Annotated in this window: 13 protein-coding genes; 5 read left to right on the top strand and 8 right to left on the bottom strand. The window is 70.8% G+C overall.

Annotation, left to right across the window (positions count from 1 at the left end; all coding sequences use genetic code 11):
• Positions 1-12: 12 nt before the first annotated feature.
• The 5 genes from ACSMXX_RS08270 to ACSMXX_RS08250 all read right to left on the bottom strand — a co-directional run bounded on the left by ACSMXX_RS08270 (position 13) and on the right by ACSMXX_RS08250 (position 8,601).
• Positions 13-1,599: a maltokinase N-terminal cap-like domain-containing protein gene (locus tag ACSMXX_RS08270; RefSeq protein ID WP_473183379.1), complete on the bottom strand. Its 1,587-nt coding sequence runs from the start codon at positions 1,597-1,599 to the stop codon at positions 13-15.
• A 277-nt stretch (positions 1,600-1,876) separates the two neighbouring features.
• Positions 1,877-3,589 (bottom strand): maltose alpha-D-glucosyltransferase, encoded by a 1,713-nt coding sequence (gene treS, locus ACSMXX_RS08265; RefSeq protein WP_473183378.1) that lies wholly within the window; start codon positions 3,587-3,589, stop codon positions 1,877-1,879.
• Positions 3,586-5,673, bottom strand: coding sequence for an alpha-1,4-glucan--maltose-1-phosphate maltosyltransferase (locus ACSMXX_RS08260; protein WP_473183377.1), 2,088 nt, complete (start codon positions 5,671-5,673; stop codon positions 3,586-3,588). Before ACSMXX_RS08260 ends, treS begins: the two co-directional genes overlap by 4 nt.
• A 409-nt stretch (positions 5,674-6,082) precedes the next feature.
• Complete coding sequence (locus ACSMXX_RS08255; protein ID WP_473183376.1) at positions 6,083-7,339, bottom strand: cytochrome P450 family protein; 1,257 nt, start codon at positions 7,337-7,339, stop codon at positions 6,083-6,085.
• Positions 7,336-8,601 carry a cytochrome P450 gene (locus tag ACSMXX_RS08250; RefSeq protein ID WP_473184693.1) on the bottom strand — a complete coding sequence of 422 codons (1,266 nt, stop codon included), beginning with the start codon at positions 8,599-8,601 and terminating at the stop codon, positions 7,336-7,338. Before ACSMXX_RS08250 ends, ACSMXX_RS08255 begins: the two co-directional genes overlap by 4 nt.
• A 617-nt stretch (positions 8,602-9,218) precedes the next feature.
• Here ACSMXX_RS08250 and glgP point away from each other — a divergent pair.
• Complete coding sequence (glgP, locus tag ACSMXX_RS08245) at positions 9,219-11,921, top strand: alpha-glucan family phosphorylase (RefSeq protein ID WP_473183375.1); 2,703 nt, start codon at positions 9,219-9,221, stop codon at positions 11,919-11,921.
• 112 nt (positions 11,922-12,033) lie between these two features.
• Here glgP and ACSMXX_RS08240 read toward each other — a convergent pair whose 3' ends face one another.
• From ACSMXX_RS08240 to ACSMXX_RS08230, 3 genes are all read right to left on the bottom strand, one after another.
• Positions 12,034-13,641, bottom strand: coding sequence for a M4 family metallopeptidase (locus ACSMXX_RS08240; protein ID WP_473184692.1), 1,608 nt, complete (start codon positions 13,639-13,641; stop codon positions 12,034-12,036).
• A gap of 350 nt (positions 13,642-13,991) precedes the next feature.
• Positions 13,992-15,830 carry an ABC transporter ATP-binding protein gene (locus tag ACSMXX_RS08235; RefSeq protein ID WP_473184691.1) on the bottom strand — a complete coding sequence of 613 codons (1,839 nt, stop codon included), beginning with the start codon at positions 15,828-15,830 and terminating at the stop codon, positions 13,992-13,994.
• A gap of 236 nt (positions 15,831-16,066) precedes the next feature.
• Positions 16,067-18,103: an ABC transporter ATP-binding protein gene (locus tag ACSMXX_RS08230; RefSeq protein WP_473183374.1), complete on the bottom strand. Its 2,037-nt coding sequence runs from the start codon at positions 18,101-18,103 to the stop codon at positions 16,067-16,069.
• A gap of 277 nt (positions 18,104-18,380) precedes the next feature.
• Here ACSMXX_RS08230 and ACSMXX_RS08225 point away from each other — a divergent pair, with 277 nt between their 5' ends.
• From ACSMXX_RS08225 to ACSMXX_RS08210, 4 genes are all read left to right on the top strand, one after another.
• Positions 18,381-19,565 carry a L,D-transpeptidase gene (locus ACSMXX_RS08225; protein ID WP_473183373.1) on the top strand — a complete coding sequence of 395 codons (1,185 nt, stop codon included), beginning with the start codon at positions 18,381-18,383 and terminating at the stop codon, positions 19,563-19,565.
• 167 nt (positions 19,566-19,732) lie between these two features.
• Positions 19,733-21,037 (top strand): L,D-transpeptidase, encoded by a 1,305-nt coding sequence (locus tag ACSMXX_RS08220; protein WP_473183372.1) that lies wholly within the window; start codon positions 19,733-19,735, stop codon positions 21,035-21,037.
• A gap of 121 nt (positions 21,038-21,158) precedes the next feature.
• On the top strand, positions 21,159-21,926 hold the full coding sequence (locus tag ACSMXX_RS08215) for an enoyl-CoA hydratase/isomerase family protein (RefSeq protein WP_473183371.1): 768 nt from the start codon (positions 21,159-21,161) through the stop codon (positions 21,924-21,926).
• 407 nt (positions 21,927-22,333) lie between these two features.
• Complete coding sequence (locus ACSMXX_RS08210; RefSeq protein ID WP_473184690.1) at positions 22,334-22,786, top strand: ATP-binding protein; 453 nt, start codon at positions 22,334-22,336, stop codon at positions 22,784-22,786.
• Positions 22,787-22,803 lie beyond the last annotated feature (17 nt).

Below are 22,803 nucleotides of genomic sequence, written 5' to 3'. Positions count from 1 at the left end.
CGGTGCCGCCGCCTACCGGTGCACGGGCGCAGCCGCCAGGCGGCGGATCGCGGACATCGGGACGTGCAGCCAGGTGGGCCGGTGCCGGGCCTCGTAGAGCACTTCGTAGACCGTCTTGTCGGTCTCGTACGCGCGTAGCAGCGTGGCCTCGTCGCGCGGGTCGCAGCCGGAGGCGTCGGCGTAGCCGGCGCAGAAGGCGTCCCGGTTGGCGTCGGCCCAGCGCCGCGCGAACGCGTCCCCCGAGCCCGGGTCCCGGCCCGAGTCCGAGCCCGCTGCCGAGCCGGCACCGGTCCCGGTACCCGCACCGGAGTCCGTCCCCGCGGCCCGCTGCTGGCAGGCCGCGTAGTCGAAGGAGCGCAGCATCCCCGCGATGTCGCGCACGACCGGCTGCGGCACGCGCCGCTCGGCGAGCGGACGCGCCGGTTCCCCCTCGAAGTCGATGAGCGACCACCGGCCGCCGGGCGCCCACAGCACCTGCCCCAGGTGCAGATCGCCGTGCACGCGCTGCGCCGGACAGCTGTGGCCGAGGCGGCCCAGCGCCGCGAGCGCGCGGAACGCCTCCCGCAGTCCCGGCCGGTACGGGCGCAGTTCGGGCACCGCACGGCCCGCCGCCTCCAGCCGTTCCGTCATGGCTGCCGCAGCGCTCTCCAGTTCGTCCCGCCCGAGTACGCAGGTGGGCAGCGCCCTGGCGAGGCCGGTATGGACCTCGGCGGTCGCGCGTCCGAGGGCGCGGGCTTCCGTGGTGAAGTCGCGCCGTTCGGCGAGGGCGTTCAGCGCGAGCTGCCAGCCGTCCCGGCAGCCGGGCAGGAACGGCTGCAGTACGCCGAGCGTCATCGGGGCCGCGGCTTCGCTCTCCGTCCCCGGCTCGGCCTCGAACCACGCCGTGGGCGCGGGAACCCGCAGCGAGCCGTGCCGGGCGAGCGCGAGCGGAAGCTCCAGATCGGGATTGACTCCGGGCTCGACGCGACGGAAGAGCTTGAGGATGTACCGATTGCCGTAGATCACCGAGGAGTTGGACTGCTCAGCGGCGAGCGGTCGCGGCGGAAGCCCCCTGGGCACCGCGGAGTCCGGCTCGCGCCGGAAGCGCAGCGGCCCGGACCGTCCTGGCGAGGCGAGTCTCTCCAGCAGTCGCCCCGCGAGCAGCGGATCGTGGAGGGCGTCGTAGACGAAGCGGCCTTGGAGCGGTCCCGCGGCTGGACGTCCGATCAGCGCCGTGCCGAGTTCCGGCGTCAGGGGGTACGAGGCGTTCCGCACGCCCAGTAGCAGTTGGTAGCAGTCGGCGGACTCCGCGGCCGGTTCCGGCGCCGGATCCCACGCCGGATCCCACGCCGGATCCCCCGCTGGGTCCGCGGCCGTCGAGGCCTGCCGTGCCCGCAGCAGCAGATGAATCATCCCGGGCGCGTGACCAGCGCCGTCGCAGGGCAGCAGTTCTGTCGCGGTGACGAGTTCGAACCCGCTGACCGGACGGCCTTTGCCGGCGAACCAGCGCTGCCGGGGCAGCCATTCGGCGAGCGGCCCGGCGAGGGAGCGAAGCAGGTCTGTGCCGACGGGGACGGTGTCCGTCCGAAGAGCTGTGCGGGACAAGGAACTTTCCGACATGACGTCTGGCGTCCTTTCCCCGGGTACACGGAAAGCACGCAGATTGTGTCTAAATGTGGTGTTCTGTGTCCGGCTGTGCGGGCCGTGTCGGAGATCTTCACCCGCCGGCGAGGGGACCCCCTCCCGGGGGCCGGGCACCCCCGGCGGCCCGCTCAGCCGTACGCCGGGGTTCTGCAACGCCGCTGCGGGGCTCGACTTCTGCGAAACCGGTGCCGTGCATGCCGTGGGGGAGTGCGCCGGAAGCGCACTCCCCCTCGGCTGCGATCTCAAGGAGCCGTCAGGTCTGCCTGCGCATGCGGAACCAGTAGAAGCCGTGGCCGCCCAGCGTCAGCAGGTAGGGGAGTTCACCGATCGGCGGGAAGTGCACGCCGCCGATCAGCTCCACCGGCACGCGCTCGCGCAGGAACTGCAGATCGAGTTCGGTCGGCTGCGGGAAGCGGGAGAAGTTGTTCACGCACATCACCAGGTCGTCGCCGCCGTCCGGCATCCGCACCTCGCGCAGGAATGCGAGCACCGCCGGGTTGGACGAGGAGAGTTCGGTGTACGTCCCCAGTCCGAACGCCGGGTTCTGCTTGCGGATCTCCACCATCCGCCGGGTCCAGTGCAGAAGTGAGCTCGGCGAACTCATCGCCGCCTCCACATTGGTGACCTGGTAGCCGTGCACCGGGTCCATGATCGTGGGCAGGAACAGCCGTCCCGGGTCGCAGGAGGAGAACCCGGCGTTGCGGTCCGGGGTCCACTGCATCGGCGTGCGCACGGCGTCCCGGTCGCCGAGCCAGATGTTGTCGCCCATGCCGATCTCGTCGCCGTAGTACAGGATCGGCGAGCCGGGAAGCGACAGCAGCAGGGCCGTGAACAGCTCGATCTGGTCGCGGTCGTTGTCCAGCAGGGTGGCCAGGCGGCGGCGGATGCCGATGTTGGCGCGCATGCGCGGGTCCTTGGCGTACTCCGCGTACATGTAGTCGCGCTCTTCGTCGGTGACCATCTCCAGCGTCAGCTCGTCGTGGTTGCGCAGGAAGATGCCCCACTGGCAGCCGGACGGGATCTGGGGGGTCTTGGCGAGGATCTCGGAGACGGGGTAGCGCGATTCGCGGCGTACGGCCATGAAGATGCGCGGCATGACCGGGAAGTGGAAGGCCATGTGACACTCGTCGCCGCCCTTTTCGTAGTCGCCGAAGTAGTCGACGACGTCCTCCGGCCACTGGTTCGCCTCGGCCAGCAGCACGGTGTCGGGGTAGAGGGCGTCGATCTCCGCGCGCACGCGCTTGAGGAAGCCGTGCGAGCGGGGCAGGTTCTCGCAGTTGGTGCCCTCCTCCGCGTACAGGTACGGCACCGCGTCCAGCCGGAAGCCGTCGACGCCGAGGTCCAGCCAGAAGCGGAGGGCCGAGATCATCTCCTCCTGCACGGCCGGGTTCTCGTAGTTGAGGTCGGGCTGATGCGAGAAGAAGCGGTGGAAGAAGTACTGCTTGCGCACCGGGTCGAACGTCCAGTTGGACGCCTCGGTGTCGACGAAGATGATCCGCGCGCCGGCGTACCGGGTGTCCTCGTCGTCCCATACGTAGTAGTCGCCGTAGGGACCGTCGGGGTTGTGCCGGGACTCCTGGAACCACGGGTGCTGGTCGCTGGTGTGGTTCATGACCATGTCGATGATGACGCGCATGCCGCGCTGGTGCGCGGAGTCCGTGAACTCCACGAAGTCCGCCAGATCCCCGAACTCGGGCAGCACGGAGGTGTAGTCGGAGACGTCGTAACCCCCGTCGCGCAGCGGCGACTTGAAGAAGGGCGGCAGCCACAGGCAGTCGACGCCGAGCCACTGGAGATAGTCGAGCTTCGCGGTGAGACCCCTCAGGTCTCCGATGCCGTCGCCGTTGCTGTCGTGGAAGGAGCGGACCAGCACTTCGTAGAAGACCGCCCGCTTGAACCACTCCGGGTCCCGGTCCCCGGCGGGCGTGTCCTCGAACGTGTCGTGTACGGGTTGGTTCACGGTCATGGATGGGTGCCCTTCGGGTCGGCGTGGTCGGTGGGGTCGTCTGGCCGCAGGGTGAGAATGTGCGCCGCGGCGGGGGAGTCGCCTCCCGATGCCAGGCGCACGTAGTTCTTCGTGCTCCAGTCGTACGTCCGCCCGGTGAGCTCGTCGCGTACCGGGAAGGTCTCCCTCCCGCCGGCCTGCGCGGCGTTGAGGCCGAACCGGCGCAGGTCGTCCTCGCCGAGGGTCACCGTCGCTTCCTGCGTGCGGTTCGGGTCGAGGCTGACCACGACGATGACGGTGTCGCTCTCCGGCGGCTCGGTGCTCCCGGGCTGCGTCCCAGGCGGGGTGGAGTGCTTGGAGAAGGCGATGACCTGCTCGTTGTCGCAGTGGTGGAAGGTGAGCGAGCGCAGCCGGCGCAGCGCGGGGCGGCTCCGGCGCAGCCGGTTGAGCTGTCCGATCAGCGGTGCGATCGTCTGCCCCGTCTCCTCGGCGGCGGCCCAGTCACGCGGACGCAGCTGGTATTTCTCCGAGTCCAGGTACTCCTCGCTGCCGGGCCGGACCGCCTTCGCCTCGCACAGCTCGTAACCCGCGTACATGCCCCAGGACGGGGAGAGCGTCGCGGCGAGCACGGCCCGCGTCTCGAAGACGGGACGTCCGCCCTCCTGGAGGCTCGCGTGCAGGATGTCCGGGGTGTTGACGAAGAAGTTGGGACGCATGTACGAGGCGGCGTCGCCGGACAGCTCCGTCAGATACTCCGTCAGCTCCTGCTTCGTGTTGCGCCACGTGAAGTAGGTGTAGGACTGCTGGAAGCCGGCCTTGGCGAGCGTGTGCATCATCGCGGGCCTGGTGAACGCCTCGGCCAGGAAGACGACATCGGGATCGGAGCGGTTGATGTCCCCGATGACCTTCTCCCAGAAGCCCACCGGCTTGGTGTGCGGATTGTCGACGCGGAAGATGCGCACACCCCGTGCCATCCACAGCCGCAGCAGCCGCAGCGTCTCGGCCACGAGCGACGAATAGGCCGACGGGTCGGTGTCGAAGGCGAGCGGGACGATGTCCTGGTACTTCTTCGGCGGGTTCTCGGCGTGGGCGATCGTGCCGTCCGGGCGGTGCCGGAACCACTCGGGATGTTCCTTGATCCAGGGGTGGTCGGGCGAGCACTGCAGTGCGAAGTCCAGCGCGGTCTCCATGCCAAGGGACCGGGCGCGTTCCACGAAGTACTCGAAGTCCTCGACCGTCCCCAGGTCCGGGTGCACCGCTTCGTGCCCGCCCGCCGCCGAACCGACGGCCCACGGTGAGCCGACGTCGTGCGGACCGGCGGAGAGCGCGTTGTTGGGGCCCTTGCGGAAGGCGTCGCCGATGGGATGCACGGGGGGCAGGTAGACGACGTCGAAGCCCATGGCGGCGACGGCCTCCAGCCGCTCCGCCGCGGTCCGGAACGTACCGTGGACCTGGGGCTCGCCCTCCTTCTCGGGGAGCACCGCGCCCTCGGAGCGCGGGAACAGCTCGTACCACGAGCCGAACTGGGCGCGTTCGCGCTCCACTTGGAGCGGAAGCGGACGCGTCGAGGTGACCAGTTCACGCAGCGGGTAACGCGCCAGCACGGCCGTCACCTGCGGTGTCAGCGCCGCCGCGAGACGTGCGGCGACGCCGCGGCTCCGGCTGCGCAGCGCGTCGGCCACGGCCAGTACGCCGTCCCTGCCCTCGCTTCGGGGCACGTCGGCGGCGGCCCGTTCGTGCAGCACCGCGCCCTCCTCCAGCACCGCTTCGGTGTCGGTGCCGGCCGGGACCTTCAGCTTCGCCTGGCGCCGCCAGGTGGTGATCGGGTCGCTCCACGCCTCGATCGAGTAGGTCCATCTCCCCTCGCTGTCCGGGGTGATGTCCGCTCCCCAGCGGTCGGTTCCGGGCGCCAGTTCGCGCATGGGGGTCCAGGGGCCGCGGCGGCCGGTGGCGTCGCGGAGCACGACGTTGGCGCCGAGAGCGTCGTGGCCCTCACGGAAGACGGTGGCCGAGACCTGGAACGTCTCGCCCGGTACGGCCTTTGCGGGGTGGCGCCCGCAGTCGACGAGGGGCCGGACGTCGAGGACGGGAATGCGACCGATCATTGCTTCACCTTGGTGCGGAGTGGAACAGGCGGACGGTTTGTGATCTTCCGCCTGTTCTATCTGCTTCACCTGGTGCCTCGGTGCCGCGTGCATGGGGGCAGCGCGCGTTCACCCGCCCGGCGGGTCCGGGTCCGACGGCCCGCTGAGCCCTTGCCGTGGCGGCCGCGTCCGCCCGGCAGTGCCGCCAACGGGCGCGTCCCGCGGGGGTTCGTCCGGTGCGGCCCGCCGGTTCCGGTGCCCTCCCACGAGGCAGCCGGAACGGCGGTGGCCATGCCAAGTGCGCCCTGCTAGGCGCGCCTTGCCAAGTGCGCAGGGGTTCCAGGGCTTTGTCCCGGAGGCGTGGGCTCGTCCCGCACCCATCGCGACGTCCCGTGGCGGCCGTCCGCCCGGCACGGCGCCCCCGCCCCCTTCAATGGCCGTGCAGCTGCACGGGGAAGGACTGGAGGTCGTTCTGGGTGAGCACCGGCTGGTTGACGATCTCCTCGACCGGGACCGCGAACCGGATGCCGGGGAAACGGGCGAAGAGCGCCGGCAGCGCGATGCCCGCCTCCAGCCGCGACAGCGCCGCACCCGGGCAGATGTGCGGGCCGTGACCGAAGGTCATGTGGCGGTTCGGCGAGGGCCGTGCGATGTTGAACTCGTCGGCGTCCGGCCCGTGTTGCCCGGTGTCCCAGCCGATCGCGCGGTAGGAGATGACGACGCCCTCGCCCTCGCGTATGACACCGCCGCCGACCTCGATGTCCTCGGTGGCGAAGCGCATCAGCAGATGCGTCGTCGGGGTGTCCCAGCGCAGGGTCTCCTCGACCACCGCGTCCCAGCCGGCCTCGCCTGAGAGCACCATGCGCAGCTGGTCGGGGTGGGTGAGCAGCGCCCGTACGGCGTTGAGGATCAGGCCGATCGTCGTCTCGTGACCCGCGGCGACCATCGCCTTGAGATTGCCGACGACCTCCTCCTCGGTGAGGGGTTCGCCGCCCTCGTCCGCGAGGATCAGCGCACTGGTCAGGTCGTCCTGCGGCTCGGCGGTACGGGCCCTGACCATGCCGGTGAAGATGCCGTCGAGTTCGTCGATCACCGCGAGCCGCTCGTCCTGCGGCGTCAGCATCGAGAAGAAGGCCTTGTAGAGCGTGTGCAGCCGCGGATGGAGGGCCGGGTCCACACCCATGAGCACGCTGATCACCGACATGGGCAGCGGCAGCGCGAATACCGACTTCAGGTCGACGGGGCCGTGGGCCCCCTGCGCCTCCAGATCGTCCAGCAGCCGGTGCGTGATGCTCTCGATCACCGGGCGCAGGTTCTCCAGGCGGCGCGGCGTGATGGCCTGGGCCGTCTTGGTGCGCAGCCGCCGGTGCTCGGCGCCGTCCACCGTGAACATCGAACGCCCCGCGTCGATCATGCCGATCAGCGGCCACTCGTGCGTGACCTCGCCCGTACGCCACAACGTCCACCGGTCGATGTCCTTCACCAGCCGGTGGTCCGTCAGCAGCCGCCTGGCCTCCGCGTGACGGGTGATGGACCACGCCGGCACACCGAGCAGTTCGATGCGGGTGAGGGTGCCGGCGTCCCGCAGGCGGCGGGTCTCCCCGTCGAGGTCGCGCACCATCGGGTCGATGACGATGGGGCACCCGTCCTGCGCGGCGGAGGAGGAGCTGGCGGCGGGGAGGCTCATGATGCGCCTTCGATGGGGGGCGTGGGGGCGAAGTGGACGGGCAGAGCGGTCATCCCGCGCAGGAACGCGGAAGGCCGCCGCGCCAGGGCGCCGGCCGGTACGGCCAGATCGATCTCGGGCAGCCGGTCGAGGAGGATCTCGATCCCGACGCGGGCGATTGTCTCCGCAATCTCCTGCGCCTGGAAGGGGCACTGGAACTCGCCGTGGCTGAAGGCGAAATGGGCGCTGTTGCCTCCGCGCAGCCCGGTGTCGGCGCCCGCCGTCGTGACGTGCACCTTCGGGTCCGCGTTGGCGCCGGCGAGGCCGAGCAGCAGCATGTCGCCCGAGCGGATGCGCTGTCCGCCGAGCCAGGTGTCCGAGGCGGCCCAGCGTCCCGCGAGGATCTGCGTGGGGGTGTCCTCCCAGAGCACCTCGTTCATCGCTTCGGGGATGCTGCGCCGGTTTCCGGTGAGGGAGGCGGCGAAGCGGTCGTCGGTGAGCATCAGGCGTATGGAGTTGCCGATCCAGTCGGCGGTCGGCAGATGTCCCGCAGCCGTGATGGCCATCAGGTCCAGCGCGTACTCCTCGTCCGTGAAGGGTTCGGGGTACGCGAGCATCCACGACGTGAGGTCGGCACCCGCGGACGCGCGCTTGTTCGCCACCAGCTCGTGGATCTTGGCGCCGAAGTGCTGGAAGCCTTCCAGGGCTTCGGCACCGCCGTCGGCCAGGTCGCTCATCGCCTTGATGAGACCCGGGCCGTCGGAGTCGGGGAACCCCAGGAGCCTGGCGAGCACGAGGACGGGCAGCGGCTTGGCGTACTCGGTGATGATGTCCGCCTCGCCGCGCGCGCAGAACGCGTCGAGGAGCTGGTCGGCCAACTCCTCGCAGTGCTTGCGCAGTTCGAGGGGGCTGATGTTCTCCATGGCCGACTGCACCATCTCCAGGTGCCTCCGGTGCTCCGCGCCGACCGTGTAGTAGATGGACGGCTGCCGCTCGCCGATCATGGGCCGCAGCGGCCAGTCCTCCGGCAGCGTCTCCCACTGGTTCCACAGCCCGGAGTCGCGCGGGAAGAGCCGTGAGTCGGTGGTGACCTGGTACATCTCCTGATAGCCGATCACCAGCCACGCCGGCACGTCGCCGGGCAGCAGCACCGGTACGACGGGGCCGTGTTCCGCCCGCATCTCGCGGTAGTGGCCCGCCGGGTCGGTGTGGAAGCGGGGGCCGCTGAGCGGCACGACGTTCTCCGCGGCGTGTGCCGGGCACTGGGGCGGCGGCGCCGGCATCCCCCACTCGTCCCACTCGTACCCTTGATCCCCCTGATGGGCGTGTTGATACGCCGTCACGATGCAAAACCTTCCGTGTGATGGATCGCGACCGATTTGCGTACGCGGGAGCTGGAACGCGCGGCCAGACCGGGAACGGTTCCAGCGGCGCAGGCGGTCTTCGGGAACTGGTCAGGAACCCACCGCTTGACTGCGCCGTCACACTTCACCCCGACGGGGAGCGAGCGTGCCCAGGGCCGCTCTTTGCGGCCCGCGCCGTTGCTCTCCGCTCACCTCCGTGCTCTGTGTCCCGACCCGCGCCCGCTGCGTGGAGAGCCGCAGGTGGAACGTGCAGAAGTCGTGCCCCCTGTACTGAGGTCACGAAGCTTAGGAGCACAGGCCGAGCGTGGTCGAGAGGGTGGAGCTGCGCATTCCGGCGCGGGCCTGTGACGAGCGGAATTGCCGCACGGATGTGACGGATGTGACGGGTGCGAAGCCGAATCGCCCTCGCGGTCTGCGGGTTGGCGCCTTCGGACCGGCACGTGGACAGTGCCGCGGCGGCACACCGTCAGGGTGGACATCCCACCCCAAGTGGATCATTGCCGTGATGCACGCTTATGCCCCGTTACGGTCGGGGTGTGAAGGCCATTCGTCGTTTCTCCGTGCATCCCGTACTTCCCGAACCTCTCCGCCCGCTGAGCGAACTGGCGCACAATCTGCGCTGGTCCTGGCATCCCCCGACCCGCCGGTTCTTCCACGAACTGGACCCGGACGCCTGGCGGCTCGCGGGCGGCGACCCGCTGCGCATGCTCTGCGCCCTGCCGCCGTCCAGGCTCGCGCAGCTGGCCTCGGACAGACCCTTCCTGCGGAAGCTCGCCGTCGCCGCAGGCGATCTGCACGACGCGCTGAGCGAGCCGCGCTGGTACCAGCAGGAGGCCGCCTCCGGTGATCTCCCGTGCGCCATGGCGTACTTCTCCCCGGAGTTCGGACTCACCGGGGCGCTGCCGCAGTACTCCGGCGGCCTCGGCATCCTCGCCGGCGACCATCTCAAGGCCGCCGGGGACCTGGGCGTCCCGCTGATCGGCGTCGGGCTGCTCTACCGGCAGGGCTACTTCCGGCAGAGCCTGAGCGCCGACGGCAGGCAGCAGGAGCACTACCCCGTGCTGGACCCGGCGGAGCTGCCGCTGCGGCTGCTGCGCGAGGAGGACGGCCTGCCGGTACGCATCACGCTGCGCCTGCCCGGCGGACGGTCGCTGCACGCACACGTGTGGCAGGCGCGGGTGGGACGCGTACCGTTGCTGCTGCTCGACTCGGACACCGGGGCGAACGAGCGTCCCGAACGCGACGTCACCGACCGGCTCTACGGCGGCGGGGGCGAGCACCGGCTGCTCCAGGAGATGCTGCTGGGCATCGGCGGTGTGCGGGCCGTGCGCGCGTACTGCCGGCGCACCGGTCACCCCGCGCCCGAGGTCTTCCACACCAACGAGGGCCACGCCGGCTTCCTCGGTCTGGAGCGAATCCGCGAACTGGGGGAGCAGGGGCTGGAGTTCGGTGCCGCCCTGGAAACCGTACGCGCGGGCAATCTCTTCACGACGCACACACCCGTCCCCGCCGGCATCGACCGCTTCGACGCCGCCCTCGTCGCCGACCACTTCGGTGAGCACGGCGAACTGGAGGGCGTCGCCGCCGACGACGTGCTGCGCCTCGGTGCGGAGAGCTACCCCGGAGGCGACCCCGGACTGTTCAACATGGCGGTCATGGGCCTGCGGCTGGCGCAGCGCGCCAATGGCGTGAGCACCCTGCACGGCGAGGTCAGCCGCACCATGTTCGCCGGGCTGTGGCCGGGCTTCGACCCGGCGGAGGTGCCCATCACCTCCGTCACCAACGGAGTGCATGCACCCACCTGGCGCTCGCCCGATATGCCCGCCGACGCCGCGGAACTGCCGGACGAGCGGCTGTGGGCGCTGCGCCGCACGCTGCGCGAACAGCTCGTGCACGACGTACGGGCACGGCTGCGGGCCTCCTGGCGCGAGCGCGGAGCCGCGGACGCCGAACTCGCCTGGACGGACGGCGTGTTCGACCCGGACGTGCTGACGATCGGGTTCGCCCGCCGCGTGCCGTCGTACAAGCGGCTCACGCTCATGTTGCGCGACCCCGAGCGGCTCACCCGGCTGCTGCTGCACCCGGAGCGCCCCGTGCAGATCGTCGTGGCCGGCAAGGCGCATCCGGCGGACGACGGCGGCAAGGAGCTGATCCAGGAGCTGGTGCGCTTCGCGGACGATCCGCGGGTACGCCACCGCATCGTCTTCCTTCCCGACTACGGGATGCACATGGCGCAGGCGCTCTACCCCGGATGCGACGTGTGGCTCAACAACCCGCTGCGCCCCCTGGAGGCGTGCGGCACGAGCGGCATGAAGGCCGCGCTCAACGGCTGCCTCAACCTCTCGGTACTGGACGGCTGGTGGGACGAGTGGTTCGAGGCGGACTTCGGCTGGGCGGTGCCCAGCGTGGACGGTGCGGCCGCGGCGGACGCCGACCGCCGGGACGGTGCGGAGGCGGCCGCGCTCTACGGGCTGATCGAGGATCACGTCGCGCCGTGCTTCTACGACCGGGGCGACGGGGAGGGGCGCGGCAGGCCCGGCGGGTCCGGCGGGGGTGCCGTACCGGCCCGCTGGGTGGAGATGGTGCGCCGTACGCTCACCGGGCTCGGCCCGAAGGTCCAGGCGGAGCGCATGGTCCGCGAGTACGTCGAGCGGCTGTACGGTCCCGCTGCCCGCGCGCAGCGCGAGCTGGGCGCGGACCGCGCGCGCGAACTGGCCGCCTGGAAGGCACGGGTGCGGGAGGAGTGGCCGTCGGTAGCCGTCGGCCGCGTCGAGCACGCCGGCCCCCCCGACCAGGAGCAGGGGCCCGACCACGAGCCGGGCTCGGACCACCGGCAAGGGCCCGGCGGCGCCCCGGGTCTTGGCCTCGGCTCGTGCCTGACACTGCGGGCACGGGTAGCTCTCGGGAGGCTGTCCCCGGAGGACGTCGAGGTGCAGGCCGTGGCCGGACGGGTCGACGCCGGCACGGGCCGCATCGCCGGTGGCGACGCGGTGAAGGTGCCGCTCAAGCCCGTCACTTCGGCGGGCGGCGGCGGGGGCGTGGACCTCGACGGGCGGTGGACCTACGAGGGGACCGTCACGCCCGGCCGGACGGGCCCCTTCGGATACACGGTGCGTGTGCTGCCCGCGCACCGGCTGCTGGCCTCGGGCGCCGAACTGGGCCTGGCGGCCGCACCCCCGGACGCGGACGGGGACGGCGACGGGGAGCGGAACGGGGACGGCGAGGCCGCCGGGGTCTGAACACAGCGACGGGGCGGGCGCCGCGCGCGAACTGCGCACGGTGCCCGCCCCGTCCGTTCAGCTGTGCTCTCCGGCTAGCCGACTGTGCTCTCCGCCGGCAGGCCGGACCTGGTCACTTGACCGCCACTGCCGTCCAGGCCGCCTCGACCGCCTTGGTCTCGGCACTGTCGGCGCCGAAGAGGTCGTTGGAAGCCTTGACCGTCGCCTCGCGGGCTGCCTTGTAGTCCGTGTTGGCGGTCATGTTCTCGGTCAGGGCCTTGAACCAGATCTCCTGGGCCTTGGTGATGCCGATGCCCTTGATGGTCGAGCCGTCGGAGGTCGGCGAGTCGTACTTCACACCGTTCTTCTCGGACTTGCCGCTGCCCATGGACATCAGGAAGAACCAGTGGTTGGCGATGCCGGACGAGAAGTGCACGTCGACGTCGCCGGCCTTGTCGCTCCACTCGTCGAGCGAGTCGCCGTCCTTGCTGGGCTTGTCCATGTAGCGCAGCGGGGTGCCGTCGCCGTTGATGTCGATCTCCTCGCCGACGTGGAAGTCGGCGACGTCTTCCTTGTTCTCGGGCGCGTGGAACTCCGTGGCCGCAGCGAAGATGTCCGAGGTGGCCTCGTTCAGGCCGCCGGACTCGCCCGCGTAGACCAGCTTCGCGGTGGTCGAGGTGACGCCGTGCGACATCTCGTGGGCCGCGACGTCCAGCGACGTGAGCGGGGCCTTGTTGCCCTCGCCGTCGCCGTAGGTCATGCAGAAGCAGCTGTCGTCCCAGAAGGCGTTGACGTAGTTGTCGCCGTAGTGGACGCGGCTGGGCGCACCCTTGCCGTCACCGGCGATGCCTTCGCGCTTGAAGGTGTCCTTGAAGAAGTCCCAGGTCTGCATGCTGCCGTAGTGAGCGTCGACAGCGGCGGTCTGGGCGTCCTCGGGCTTGCCGGTGCCCCACTTGTTGTCCTCGTCGGTGAACTCCTTGCCGTCACCGCTCTCGCCGTTCTCGAGGTTCGTGGTCTTGTTGCCGCCACGGGACTTGTCGCTCAGCGTGAACTTGCCGTCCGCGCCGTCGGTGCTCAGCTTGACCTCGCCGCTGTACATGCTGGCGCCGGTGCCGTCGGCCTCCTGGACACCCTGGTACTCGAAGAGCTTCTTGCCGCTCTTGGCGTCGGTGATGACGTGCATCTCGCTCGGCGCGCCGGACTTCTGGGTGCCGCCCTCGACGGTCTCCCAGGCCACTACGGGCTTGCCGGTCAACGCGAAGACGACCTGGCGCGGGGCCTTGCTGCCCTTCGCCTTGGGCGTGGCCGGCTTCTCGGCCTTGCTGACGCCCTTGGTGGAGACCGCGGAGATGTCGGCCTTCGTGGACTTGGTGACGCTGGTGTGCTTGCCCGACTTGGACTTGTGCACGACCATGTCGCCGCCGAGGACCGGCATGCCGTCGAGCGTCCGCTCGTAACGGACGTGTGTCGCGCCGTCGTTGTTCTTGATGACGTCGCTGACTTCGAGCTTCTCCTTGGAGCCGAGGCCCAGGGCCCTGGCGTCCGCGGCCTTGGCCGAGGCGGAGTCGGCCTTCTTGATGGCCTGGGTCTTCTGGGCCGCACTCATGGGGGCGGCCTTGGCGCCGGCCTTCGCGGACGACTCCGTCTCGGAGGGCCCGGCGGTGGCCGTAGTGGCGGTCACGCCTGCCACGACGAGCGCGGCGCTGGCCGCGAGTGCGGATATCCGCTGCTTCTTGCTCATGGATCTCACTCGGTGGCTCCTTCTGCCGTGGGGGCCGGGCGGCCGTCTGAGGTCGCCCGTGCAGAACTGTGGAACAGGAATGCGAGTTGCCGTGCCCCTGTGCGAAAGCACGACCGCCGGTCAGACTACTGTCGGGTACGCGCGGCTGTCACCGCTTCCGGCACACGGTGCTCACGGCTTGACCAGAATTTGTCCGTTGCCGGGTGTCAATTCCCCGGATAACGGACGCCGCTGCGGCGGCCGTTGGGCCTTTGCGCAGGTCGCGGGCCGGGTGCCGGGTGCGGAAGCGGCGAGGGCGTGCCGTACACCGCGGTCCAGGCGGGATTTGTCAGCCACCCCTCAGACACCCCCTAGACCAGGCTGTCGCGCCAGGCGCTGTGCAGTCCCGCGAATCTTCCCGCGCCGGCGATCAGTTGGCCGGGGGAGCCGTCCTCCACGAGCCGCCCGCGCTCCATCACCAGCACCCGGTCCGCGATCTCCACCGTCGAGAGCCGGTGGGCGACGACAACCGCCGTACGGCCCCGAAGCACCGTCATCATCGCCCGCTGGACGGCCTGTTCGCCCGGAATGTCCAGGGAGGACGTCGCCTCGTCCAGGATCAGCACGGCCGGGTCCGCGAGCAGGGCGCGGGCGAACGCCACAAGTTGACGCTGTCCGGCCGAGATCCGGCCGCCCCGCTTGCGTACGTCCGTGTCGTACCCCTCGGGCAGTGCGGTGATGAAGTCGTGCGCGCCCAGGGCCTTCGCGGCGCTCTCGATCTCCGCACGCGTGGCGTCGGGGCGTCCGATGGCGATGTTCTCCGCGACGGTGCCGGAGAAGAGGAACGCCTCCTGGGTGACCATGACGACGCTGCGCCGCAGTTCGGCGCCCGCGACCTCGCGCAGGTCGACGCCGTCGAGCAGCACCCGTCCGCCGGTCGGGTCGTAGAAGCGGGCGAGCAGCTTCACCAGCGTGGACTTGCCCGCACCGGTGGCGCCCACCAGCGCCACCGTCCGGCCCGCTCGGAGCGTCAGTCCGAAGGAGGGCAGCACTTCGCCGCCCGTGCGGTAGCCGAAGGAGACCGAGTCGAAGACGACCTCTCGGCCGCTCCCGGCCGCGCTCCCGGCCCCGCTCCGTGCTCCGCTCCCGGCGCCGATCTCGCCGCGGGTGCCCCCGCCGAGTGGTGGCAGGGCGCGCGGTTCTGCCGGCTCCGGCACGGCAGGGCGCTGGGCCAGGAGCCCTGCGATCTTCTCCAGTGAAGCGGCCGCCGCCTGGTAGGAGTTGAGGAACATCCCGAGGTGGTCGATGGGCTCGTACAGCCTGCGCAGATAGAGCGCCGCGGCGGCGAGCACGCCGAGCGCCAGGTCCCCGTCGGCGACGCGGTAGGCGCCCCACAGCACGATGCCTGCGACGGCGGTGTTCGCGGTGAGCCGTGAGTTGACGACGTAACGCGCCATCTCCAGGAGCGAGTCGCCGTTCACCTTCAGATGGCGGCCGTTGCGCCGTGCGAACTCCTCGTCGTTCGCGCGCTCGCGCCGGAAGGCCTGCACGGCCCGGATTCCGCCGGCCGTCTCGGTGAACTTCACGATCACGGCCGCCATCGCCGTCGAGCGGCTGCGGTACACGCGCTCGGAGCGGTGCTGGAAGTTCCGTACGAGCAGTGCCAGCGGGACGAAGCTCGCCAGCGCGGCCGCACCGAGCCCCGGATCCAGCCAGAGGAGCATCGCGAGGATGTAGAGGACGGAGACGACGACGGCCAGCAGCTCCTGCAGCCCCTCGTCGAGGAGTTCGCGCAGCGATCCGACGTCCGTGGTGGAGCGGGAGATGAGGCGGCCGGAGGTGTAGCGGTCGTGGAAGTCGACGTCGAGGGCCTGGGCGTGGCGGTAGATCCGTCCGCGCAGCTCCAGCAGCACCCGCTGGTTGATGCGGGCGGCGGCGACGATGAACGCGTACTGGAGCCCACCGGCGGCGACCGCGCAGACGAGATAGGCGAGGCCCACGGCGACGAGCGGACCGTGTTCGGGCGCGCCTCCACCCTCCCCGCGCAGCGCCGGTACGGCGTGGTCGATGGCGAAGGCGACGAGGAGCGGCCCCGCCTGCACCGCGGCCTGCTGGAGCAGAAGCAGCACGGCGGTGGCCGCGACGCCCAGCCGGTGCGGGCGCAGCAGCGAGCCGAGCAGGGTGCGTGCGGCGTGCGGCGGAGCGGGCAGGACGTCGCCGTCGAACGGGTCGGGTGCGGGGGGCTGTTCGCGCCCGGGCGAGGTGGGCGAGCCGGGCGAGGTGGATGAGCCGGGTGAGTGCGTCGGGTCGGGCGACCGCGTCGGGTCGGATGACTGCGTCGAGCCGGGCGTGCCCGCCGCCCCCGATGCGCCCCACGCCGCCCCGGATGTGCCCGCCGTACCGGGCTGTCGGCCGCCGCCTCCGCCGGCCGTTTCGGCGGTGCTGGTCAACTCCGTTCCCCCTCACCCTCGTTGCTCTCGCCGGACATCAGACGGCGGTACTCCGCGCTGCCGTGCAGCAGCTCGTGGTGCGTGCCTACGGCCGCGATGCGTCCGCCCGACAGCAGCGCCACCCGGTCCGCCAGCAGCACGGTCGACGGCCGGTGTGCGACGACGAGAGCCGTGGTGGAGGCCAGCACCTCGCGCAGTGCCGCCTCGACCGCCGCCTCCGTGTGCACATCGAGGGCGGAGAGCGGATCGTCCAGTACGAGGAACGGCGGCCGCCCGACCACGGCACGGGCCAGGGCGAGACGCTGCCGCTGCCCGCCGGACAGGCTCAGCCCCTGCTCCCCGACCTGAGTGGCGGAGCCCTGCGGGAGCGCGGCGACGAAGGCGTCCGCCTGCGAGACACGCAGCGCCCTGTCGAGCCGGGCCTGCTCCGGGGCACCGTCTCCGTTGCCGTCGGCGGCGTCCCGGGTGCCGTCGGCGGCGTCGCGACCGGCGCCGAGGGCATCCCCGTTGCCGTCGGCGGGGGCTCGCGGGACCGGCAGAGGTGCCCCGCCCGGGGACGGCTTCCCGACGGACGCCGCATCGTCCGCGCCCATCAGTACGTTCTCCGCGACGCTCGCCGAGAAGAGCGTCGGCTCCTCGAAGGCCACGGCGACCCGCGCGCGCAGCTCGGCCCGGGTGAGCGCCCCGATGTCGTCGCCGTCCAGGGTGATGCGGCCCGCCGTCAGCTCGTGCAACCGGGGCACGAGCGAGGTGAGGGTCGTCTTGCCGCTTCCCGTCGCGCCGACGAGGGCCATCGTCTCGCCGGACAGTACGTGCAGATCGACCCCGTCCAGCACGGGCGCGGTCTCTTCCGGGGCGTCGGAATGACGGAAGACGACGCCGCTGAAGCGCAGCCCGCCACCGGCGTGCGTCCCGCCCGCGGCGGGCCCGCCGGTGCGCGCTCCGCCTTCGCCGCGTGCGCTGGACGCCGGTGCCGTCCTCCGGAGGACGTCCGCCGGAAGCGGCTCGTCGAGGACCTCGAAGAAGCGGTCGGTCGCCGTCGCCGCCTCGTTGCTCAGGGCGAGCAGGAAGCCGGTCGACTCCACCGGCCACCGCAGAGCCAGCGCCGTGGAGAGGAACGCCACGAGCGTGCCCGCCGAGAGCCTGCCGTCCGCCACCTGGATCGCACCGAGTACGAGTGCGGCCCCGACGGCGACCTCCGGCAGCAGCATGATCACCGCCCAGATCCGGGCCAGCAGCCGCGCCTTCGCCAGCTCCGTACCCAGCAGCCGCTCCGAGAGCGCGCGGAACGCCCGCGCCTGGCTGCGGTGCTGTCCGAAGCCCTTGATGACGCGGATGCCCAGGACGGCCTCCTCGACCAGCGTCGTCAGGTCCCCGATCTGGTCCTGCGCACGGCGCGCGGCCCGCGAGTACCGGTGCTCGAACACCGCACAGAGCCACACCAGCGGCACGAACGGGCCCAGCACGACGAGCCCGAGCGTCCACTCCTGGGACAGCAGAATGACGCCGCCGACCACCACCGTCACCGCGTTGACCAGGAGAAAGGTGACGCCGAACGAGAGGAATCTGCGCAGCAGTTCGAGGTCCGTCGTCGCTCGCGAGAGCAGCTGCCCGCTGGGCCAGCGGTCGTGGAAGGAGACCGGCAGCCGCTGCAGATGCCGGTAGACGTCCGCCCTCATGGCCGCCTCCACCCCGGCCAGCGGGCGCGCGCTCAGCCAGCGCCGCAGCGCGAAGAGCCCTGCCTCCAGGACCCCGACGCCCAGCAGCAGCGCCCCGCCCGCCCACACTCCCGCGGTGTCACGGGCGGCGACCGGACCGTCGACGATCCACTTGAGCACGAGCGGGATCACCAGACCGGTGCACGAGGCGAGCACGGCCACGAGCGCGGCGGCGAACACCCGCACCCGCACCGGCCGCACGTACGGCCACAGCCGCAGCAGCGAACGCACCACCGAACGGCCGCCGCCGGCCGCCCCGTTGCCCGTACTGCTACTGCTGTCCGCCCCGCTGGTCGTCCCCGCCCCCGCCGTCACCGGGCTGAGACTACGGGCGGATGCATGGCTCCTTCATCTGCTTTTTTCCGGCCGAGTCGGTGCTCGCACGCGGATGGTCCGCCCGGGATGCTTCCCCTACGGGACATCTCGTCCGCCGTGCACAGGTCATCTCGTCCACCGTGCGGCATGTCCGATTCGTTTCCCCTCCGGCGGCGGGTCGTTGGTCTCCGTACGGACGAGCTTCACGGGGAGTGCGGACATGGAACGGGCGGGGCGGACAGGACAGTCGGGACAGTCGGGCTGGAAGGGTCTGCTGATGAGGACCACGCTGCTGAAGTGCTCGCCTCTGGCTCTGTGCGCGATGGGCACCCTTCTGGCGGGCTGCGGTGCGATGGTCGAACCCCAGACCCCCGCACAGCTGATCGAGGTGACGCCGCGGGACGGGTCCGAGGACGTGACCGCGAAGGGCACCCTGCGCGTCACGGCGACGGAGGGCCGCCTGGACAAGGTGCGGGTCGAGCGCCGCAGCCGCGGCGCGGCGCACTCGGTGCCCGGCAGCATCTCGTCCGACGGGCGCACCTGGCGGCCCTCGGAGGCGGACCGCAAGCTCAAGCTGGGCAGCAAGTACACGGTCGACGTCGTCGCGCTCGACGACGAAGGGCGCCGGGCCGCACGGCACACCACCTTCACCACCAAGGCCCAGCCGCGTCGCTTCATCGGCTTCTTCACGCCGGAGCACCGGCAGACCGTCGGCACCGGCATGATCCTCTCGATCAGGTTCAACCGCCCGATCACGGAGCGCGAGGCCGTCGAGCGCGGCATCCGCGTCACCGCGAGCCCGCCCGTGAAGGTGGCACCGCACTGGTTCGGCGCCTCGCGCCTGGACTTCCGGCCCGAGGAACACTGGAAGCCGGGCACCCGCGTCACGCTGGCTCTGCGGCTGCGCGGTGTGCGCGGCGCTCCGGACGTGTACGGGGTGCAGCGCAAGACCGTGCACTTCACGGTCGGCCGCGACCAGCGCACCGTGGTGGACGCCCGGCGTCACACGATGACGGTGCACCGCAACGGCGAGGTGGTCCGCCGGGTGCCCGTCACGACCGGGTCGGAGAAGAACCCGACGTACACGGGGGACATGGTCATCAGCGAGAAGTTCGAGGTGACCCGGATGAACGCACGGACCGTCGGCTTCGGGGGCGAGTACGACATCGAGGACGTGCCGCACGCGATGCGCCTGACCGACAGCGGCACCTTTCTGCACGGCAACTACTGGGCTCCCAAGCGCACGTTCGGCAAGGCGAACGTCAGCCACGGCTGCATCGGACTGCGTGACAAGAAGGGCGGGGACCCGGGCAGCCCGGCCGGGGCCTTCTTCCGCGAGTCCCTCACGGGGGACGTGGTGACGGTGAAGAACTCCGGTGAGCGCACGGTCGCACCCGGCAACGGCCTCGGCGGCTGGAACATGCCCTGGTCGTCCTGGACGGACGGCTCGGCGTTGGACTGACGCCCCGCACGGATGGGCATGCCGTAGAGAGAAATCGCGACGGAACGGTGACACTCTCGGGGATTTCTTCTCCATCTCGGTGTGATTATCTAGCGCGTGCACAGTCGTGTTTTCGGTTCGGGGGCCGCACGATCAAGCCGGCAGCCGTGCGAGGGGAGTAGCCCGCTGTGGATTTGAAGACCGTCGCCAGGGAAGTGAAGGAAAAGCTCAGCCCGGAGGCGATACGGGGGGCGATGCAGGGGGACAGCAGGACCCAGGTGATAGGCGGGTCCGCCGTGGGTCTCGTCGTGCTCGCCGTCGTGCTGCTGCTGACGCTGACGACCTGCGGCGGCGCGGGCGGAGGAACCGCCGGCGGCCAGGCCGGCGGGGACGACAAGCCGGAGAAGTCCCGCGCGGTCGTCGAGATATCCCCCAAGGACGGCGCGGACGGCGTCGGCACCCAGGACGCCCTGAAGGTGACGGCCGACAAGGGCAAGCTCGTCAAGGTGGACGTCAAGGACGAAGACGGCAAACCGGTCGAGGGAGAGCTCGCCGAGGGCCGCAAGACGTGGACGCCGGCGACCCACCTGACGACGAAGACGAAGTACACGGTCGAGGCACACGCCAAGGACTCCGAGGGCCGCAAGGCGACGGAGAAGGCACGGTTCACCACGCTCACCCCCGACAGCACCTTCATAGGCCGCTTCAACCCGGACGACGGTGCCAAGGTGGGCGTGGGCATGCCCGTCTCCATCAACTTCAACCACGCCATCAAGGACCGTGCGGCCGTCGAGAAGGCGATCTCCGTCACCGCGGACCCCGAAGTCGACGTGGAGGGCCACTGGTTCGGGAACAACCGCCTCGACTTCCGGCCGGAGGAGTACTGGAAGGCCGGCACGAAGGTCGAACTCGACCTCAACCTCGACGGCGTTGAGGGCTACGACGGTGTCTACGGCGAGCAGGACAAGGCCGTGAACTTCACCATCGGGCGGAGCCAGGTCAGCGTCGTCGACGCGAAGTCCAAGAAGATGACCGTGACGCGCGACGGCAAGGAGCTGAAGAAGATCGACATCAGCTCCGGAAGCCCGAAGCACCCCACGTACAACGGCCGCATGGTGATCAGCGAGCGCCACAAGGTGACGCGGATGGACGGCGACACCGTCGGCTTCGGCCGCAACGAGGAAGCGGGCGGGTACGACATCAAGGACGTGCCGCACGCCATGCGTCTGTCGACCTCCGGGACCTTCATCCACGGCAACTACTGGCTGACGCAGGGGCAGTTCGGCTCGGTCAACGCCAGCCACGGCTGCGTCGGGCTCTTCGACAAGAAGGGCGGCAACGACAAGGACACGCCGGGCGCCTGGTTCTACGGCGAGTCGATCATCGGCGACGTCGTGGAGATCAAGAACTCCAAGGACAAGACGATCCAGCCCGACAACGGCCTCAACGGCTGGAACATGGACTGGGACGAGTGGAAGGCCCCGCAGGAGTAGCAGCGATTCCGCAGGCGCTTCCGCGCAAGCAGCGCTGCGGGCCCGGGGTTCCCGGGATGGTGCGGCCGGAGCGTGTGGCCGCACCATCGGCCTCACGCGTAACGGCCGTTAACCTTCCCCCATGACTGTGAATCTCGAAGTCGCCGAGGGCGTCGGCACGATCCGCATCGACCGTCCCCCGATGAACGCGCTCGACATCGCCACGCAGGACAGGCTGCGTGAACTCGCCGAGGAGGCGACCGTACGCGACGACGTGCGGGCCGTCGTGATCCACGGCGGGGAGAAGGTCTTCGCCGCGGGCGCGGACATCAAGGAGATGCAGGCCATGGAGCACGCGGACATGGTCAAGCGTTCCAAGGCGCTGCAGGACTCCTTCACCGCCGTCGCCCGCATCCCCAAGCCCGTCGTCGCCGCCGTCACCGGCTACGCGCTGGGCGGGGGCTGCGAGCTGGCGCTCTGCGCGGACATCCGCGTCGCCGGGGAGCGGGCCAAGCTCGGGCAGCCGGAGATCCTGCTCGGGCTCATCCCCGGTGCGGGCGGCACCCAGCGGCTCGCCCGGCTCGTCGGACCGTCCAAGGCCAAGGACCTCATCTTCACCGGGCGCCAGGTCAAGGCTGCGGAGGCGCTGCAGATGGGGCTCGTCGACCGGGTGGTGCCGGACGAGGAGGTCTACGAGCAGGCGCGGGCCTGGGCCGCGCAGCTGGCCAGGGGCCCGGCGATCGCGCTTCGCGCCGCCAAGGAGTCGGTCGACGTCGGCCTGGAGACGGACATCGACTCCGGGCTCGCCGTCGAACGGAACTGGTTCGCGGGGCTGTTCGCCACGGAGGACCGCGCGACGGGCATGCGCAGCTTCGTCGAAGAGGGCCCCGGGAAGGCGAAGTTCAGCTGACCCGGCGTCTCCCCGGTTGCCGGCCCGGAGTCTTGCCGCATGACGGTGCGTCCGCTGTGCTCGGAAGCACCGTCATGCGTGACGACACTCCCGTACGGGGTGGGGTGGCTGGGGGTGGCGCGCAGCGCCGTCCGAGTGCGCCCACCTTGTGGGGGAACGGGACGGAATCCGGCAGGGTCCTGCGTACGGCACCTTCACGGCCTTGCGTGTCCGGCGTCCGGCGGTGAGTCGTTCCAGGTCACAGCCGTGTGCATCCTTCTGGACCGATGCCCGCACCGAACGGGCCGATGTGCGGAGGGAGTTGTTCCGGAAAGTGGGATCTGGTTGAACCGCCCCACAACTCCCCTGCTCCCGCCATGATGGTGGCCATGGCGGGACAGGGAGAAGTGGCGAACGTGAGCGAGCGGATGCCAGAAGTCCCGGGTGAACCGACGAGCGACGGCCTCTCCGGCGGTGTTCTCGATCTCGTCGGTGACCCGACGATCGGTGAAGTGCGGCTGCCCAACCGTCCCGAGTCGGCGAGATGCGCCCGCCGGCTCGCCCGTACCGTTCTCGAATCGCACTGGTCGCTGCCGGAGCCCGTTACAGACGACGCCGTCCTGCTCGTGTCCGAACTCGTGGGCAACGCGGTGCGCCACACCGGCGCACTCGTCTTCGGGCTGCAGATGATGCGCCGCCGCGGCTGGATCCGCGTCGAGGTGCGTGACCCCTCCCGCGGGCTGCCGTGTCTGCTGCCTGTGCACGGCCTGGACACCAGCGGGCGCGGCCTCTTCCTCGTCGACACGCTCTCCGACCGCTGGGGGGTCGATCTGCTGCCGCGCGGCAAGACGACCTGGTTCGAGATGCGCGTCGTCGCCTGATGTGACGTCGTGCTTGA

The sequence above is a fragment of the Streptomyces sp. DSM 116795 genome (assembly GCF_055792905.1).
Note: the sequence above shows the minus strand (reverse complement) of the source record. Positions and strands in the feature narration are given on the sequence as shown.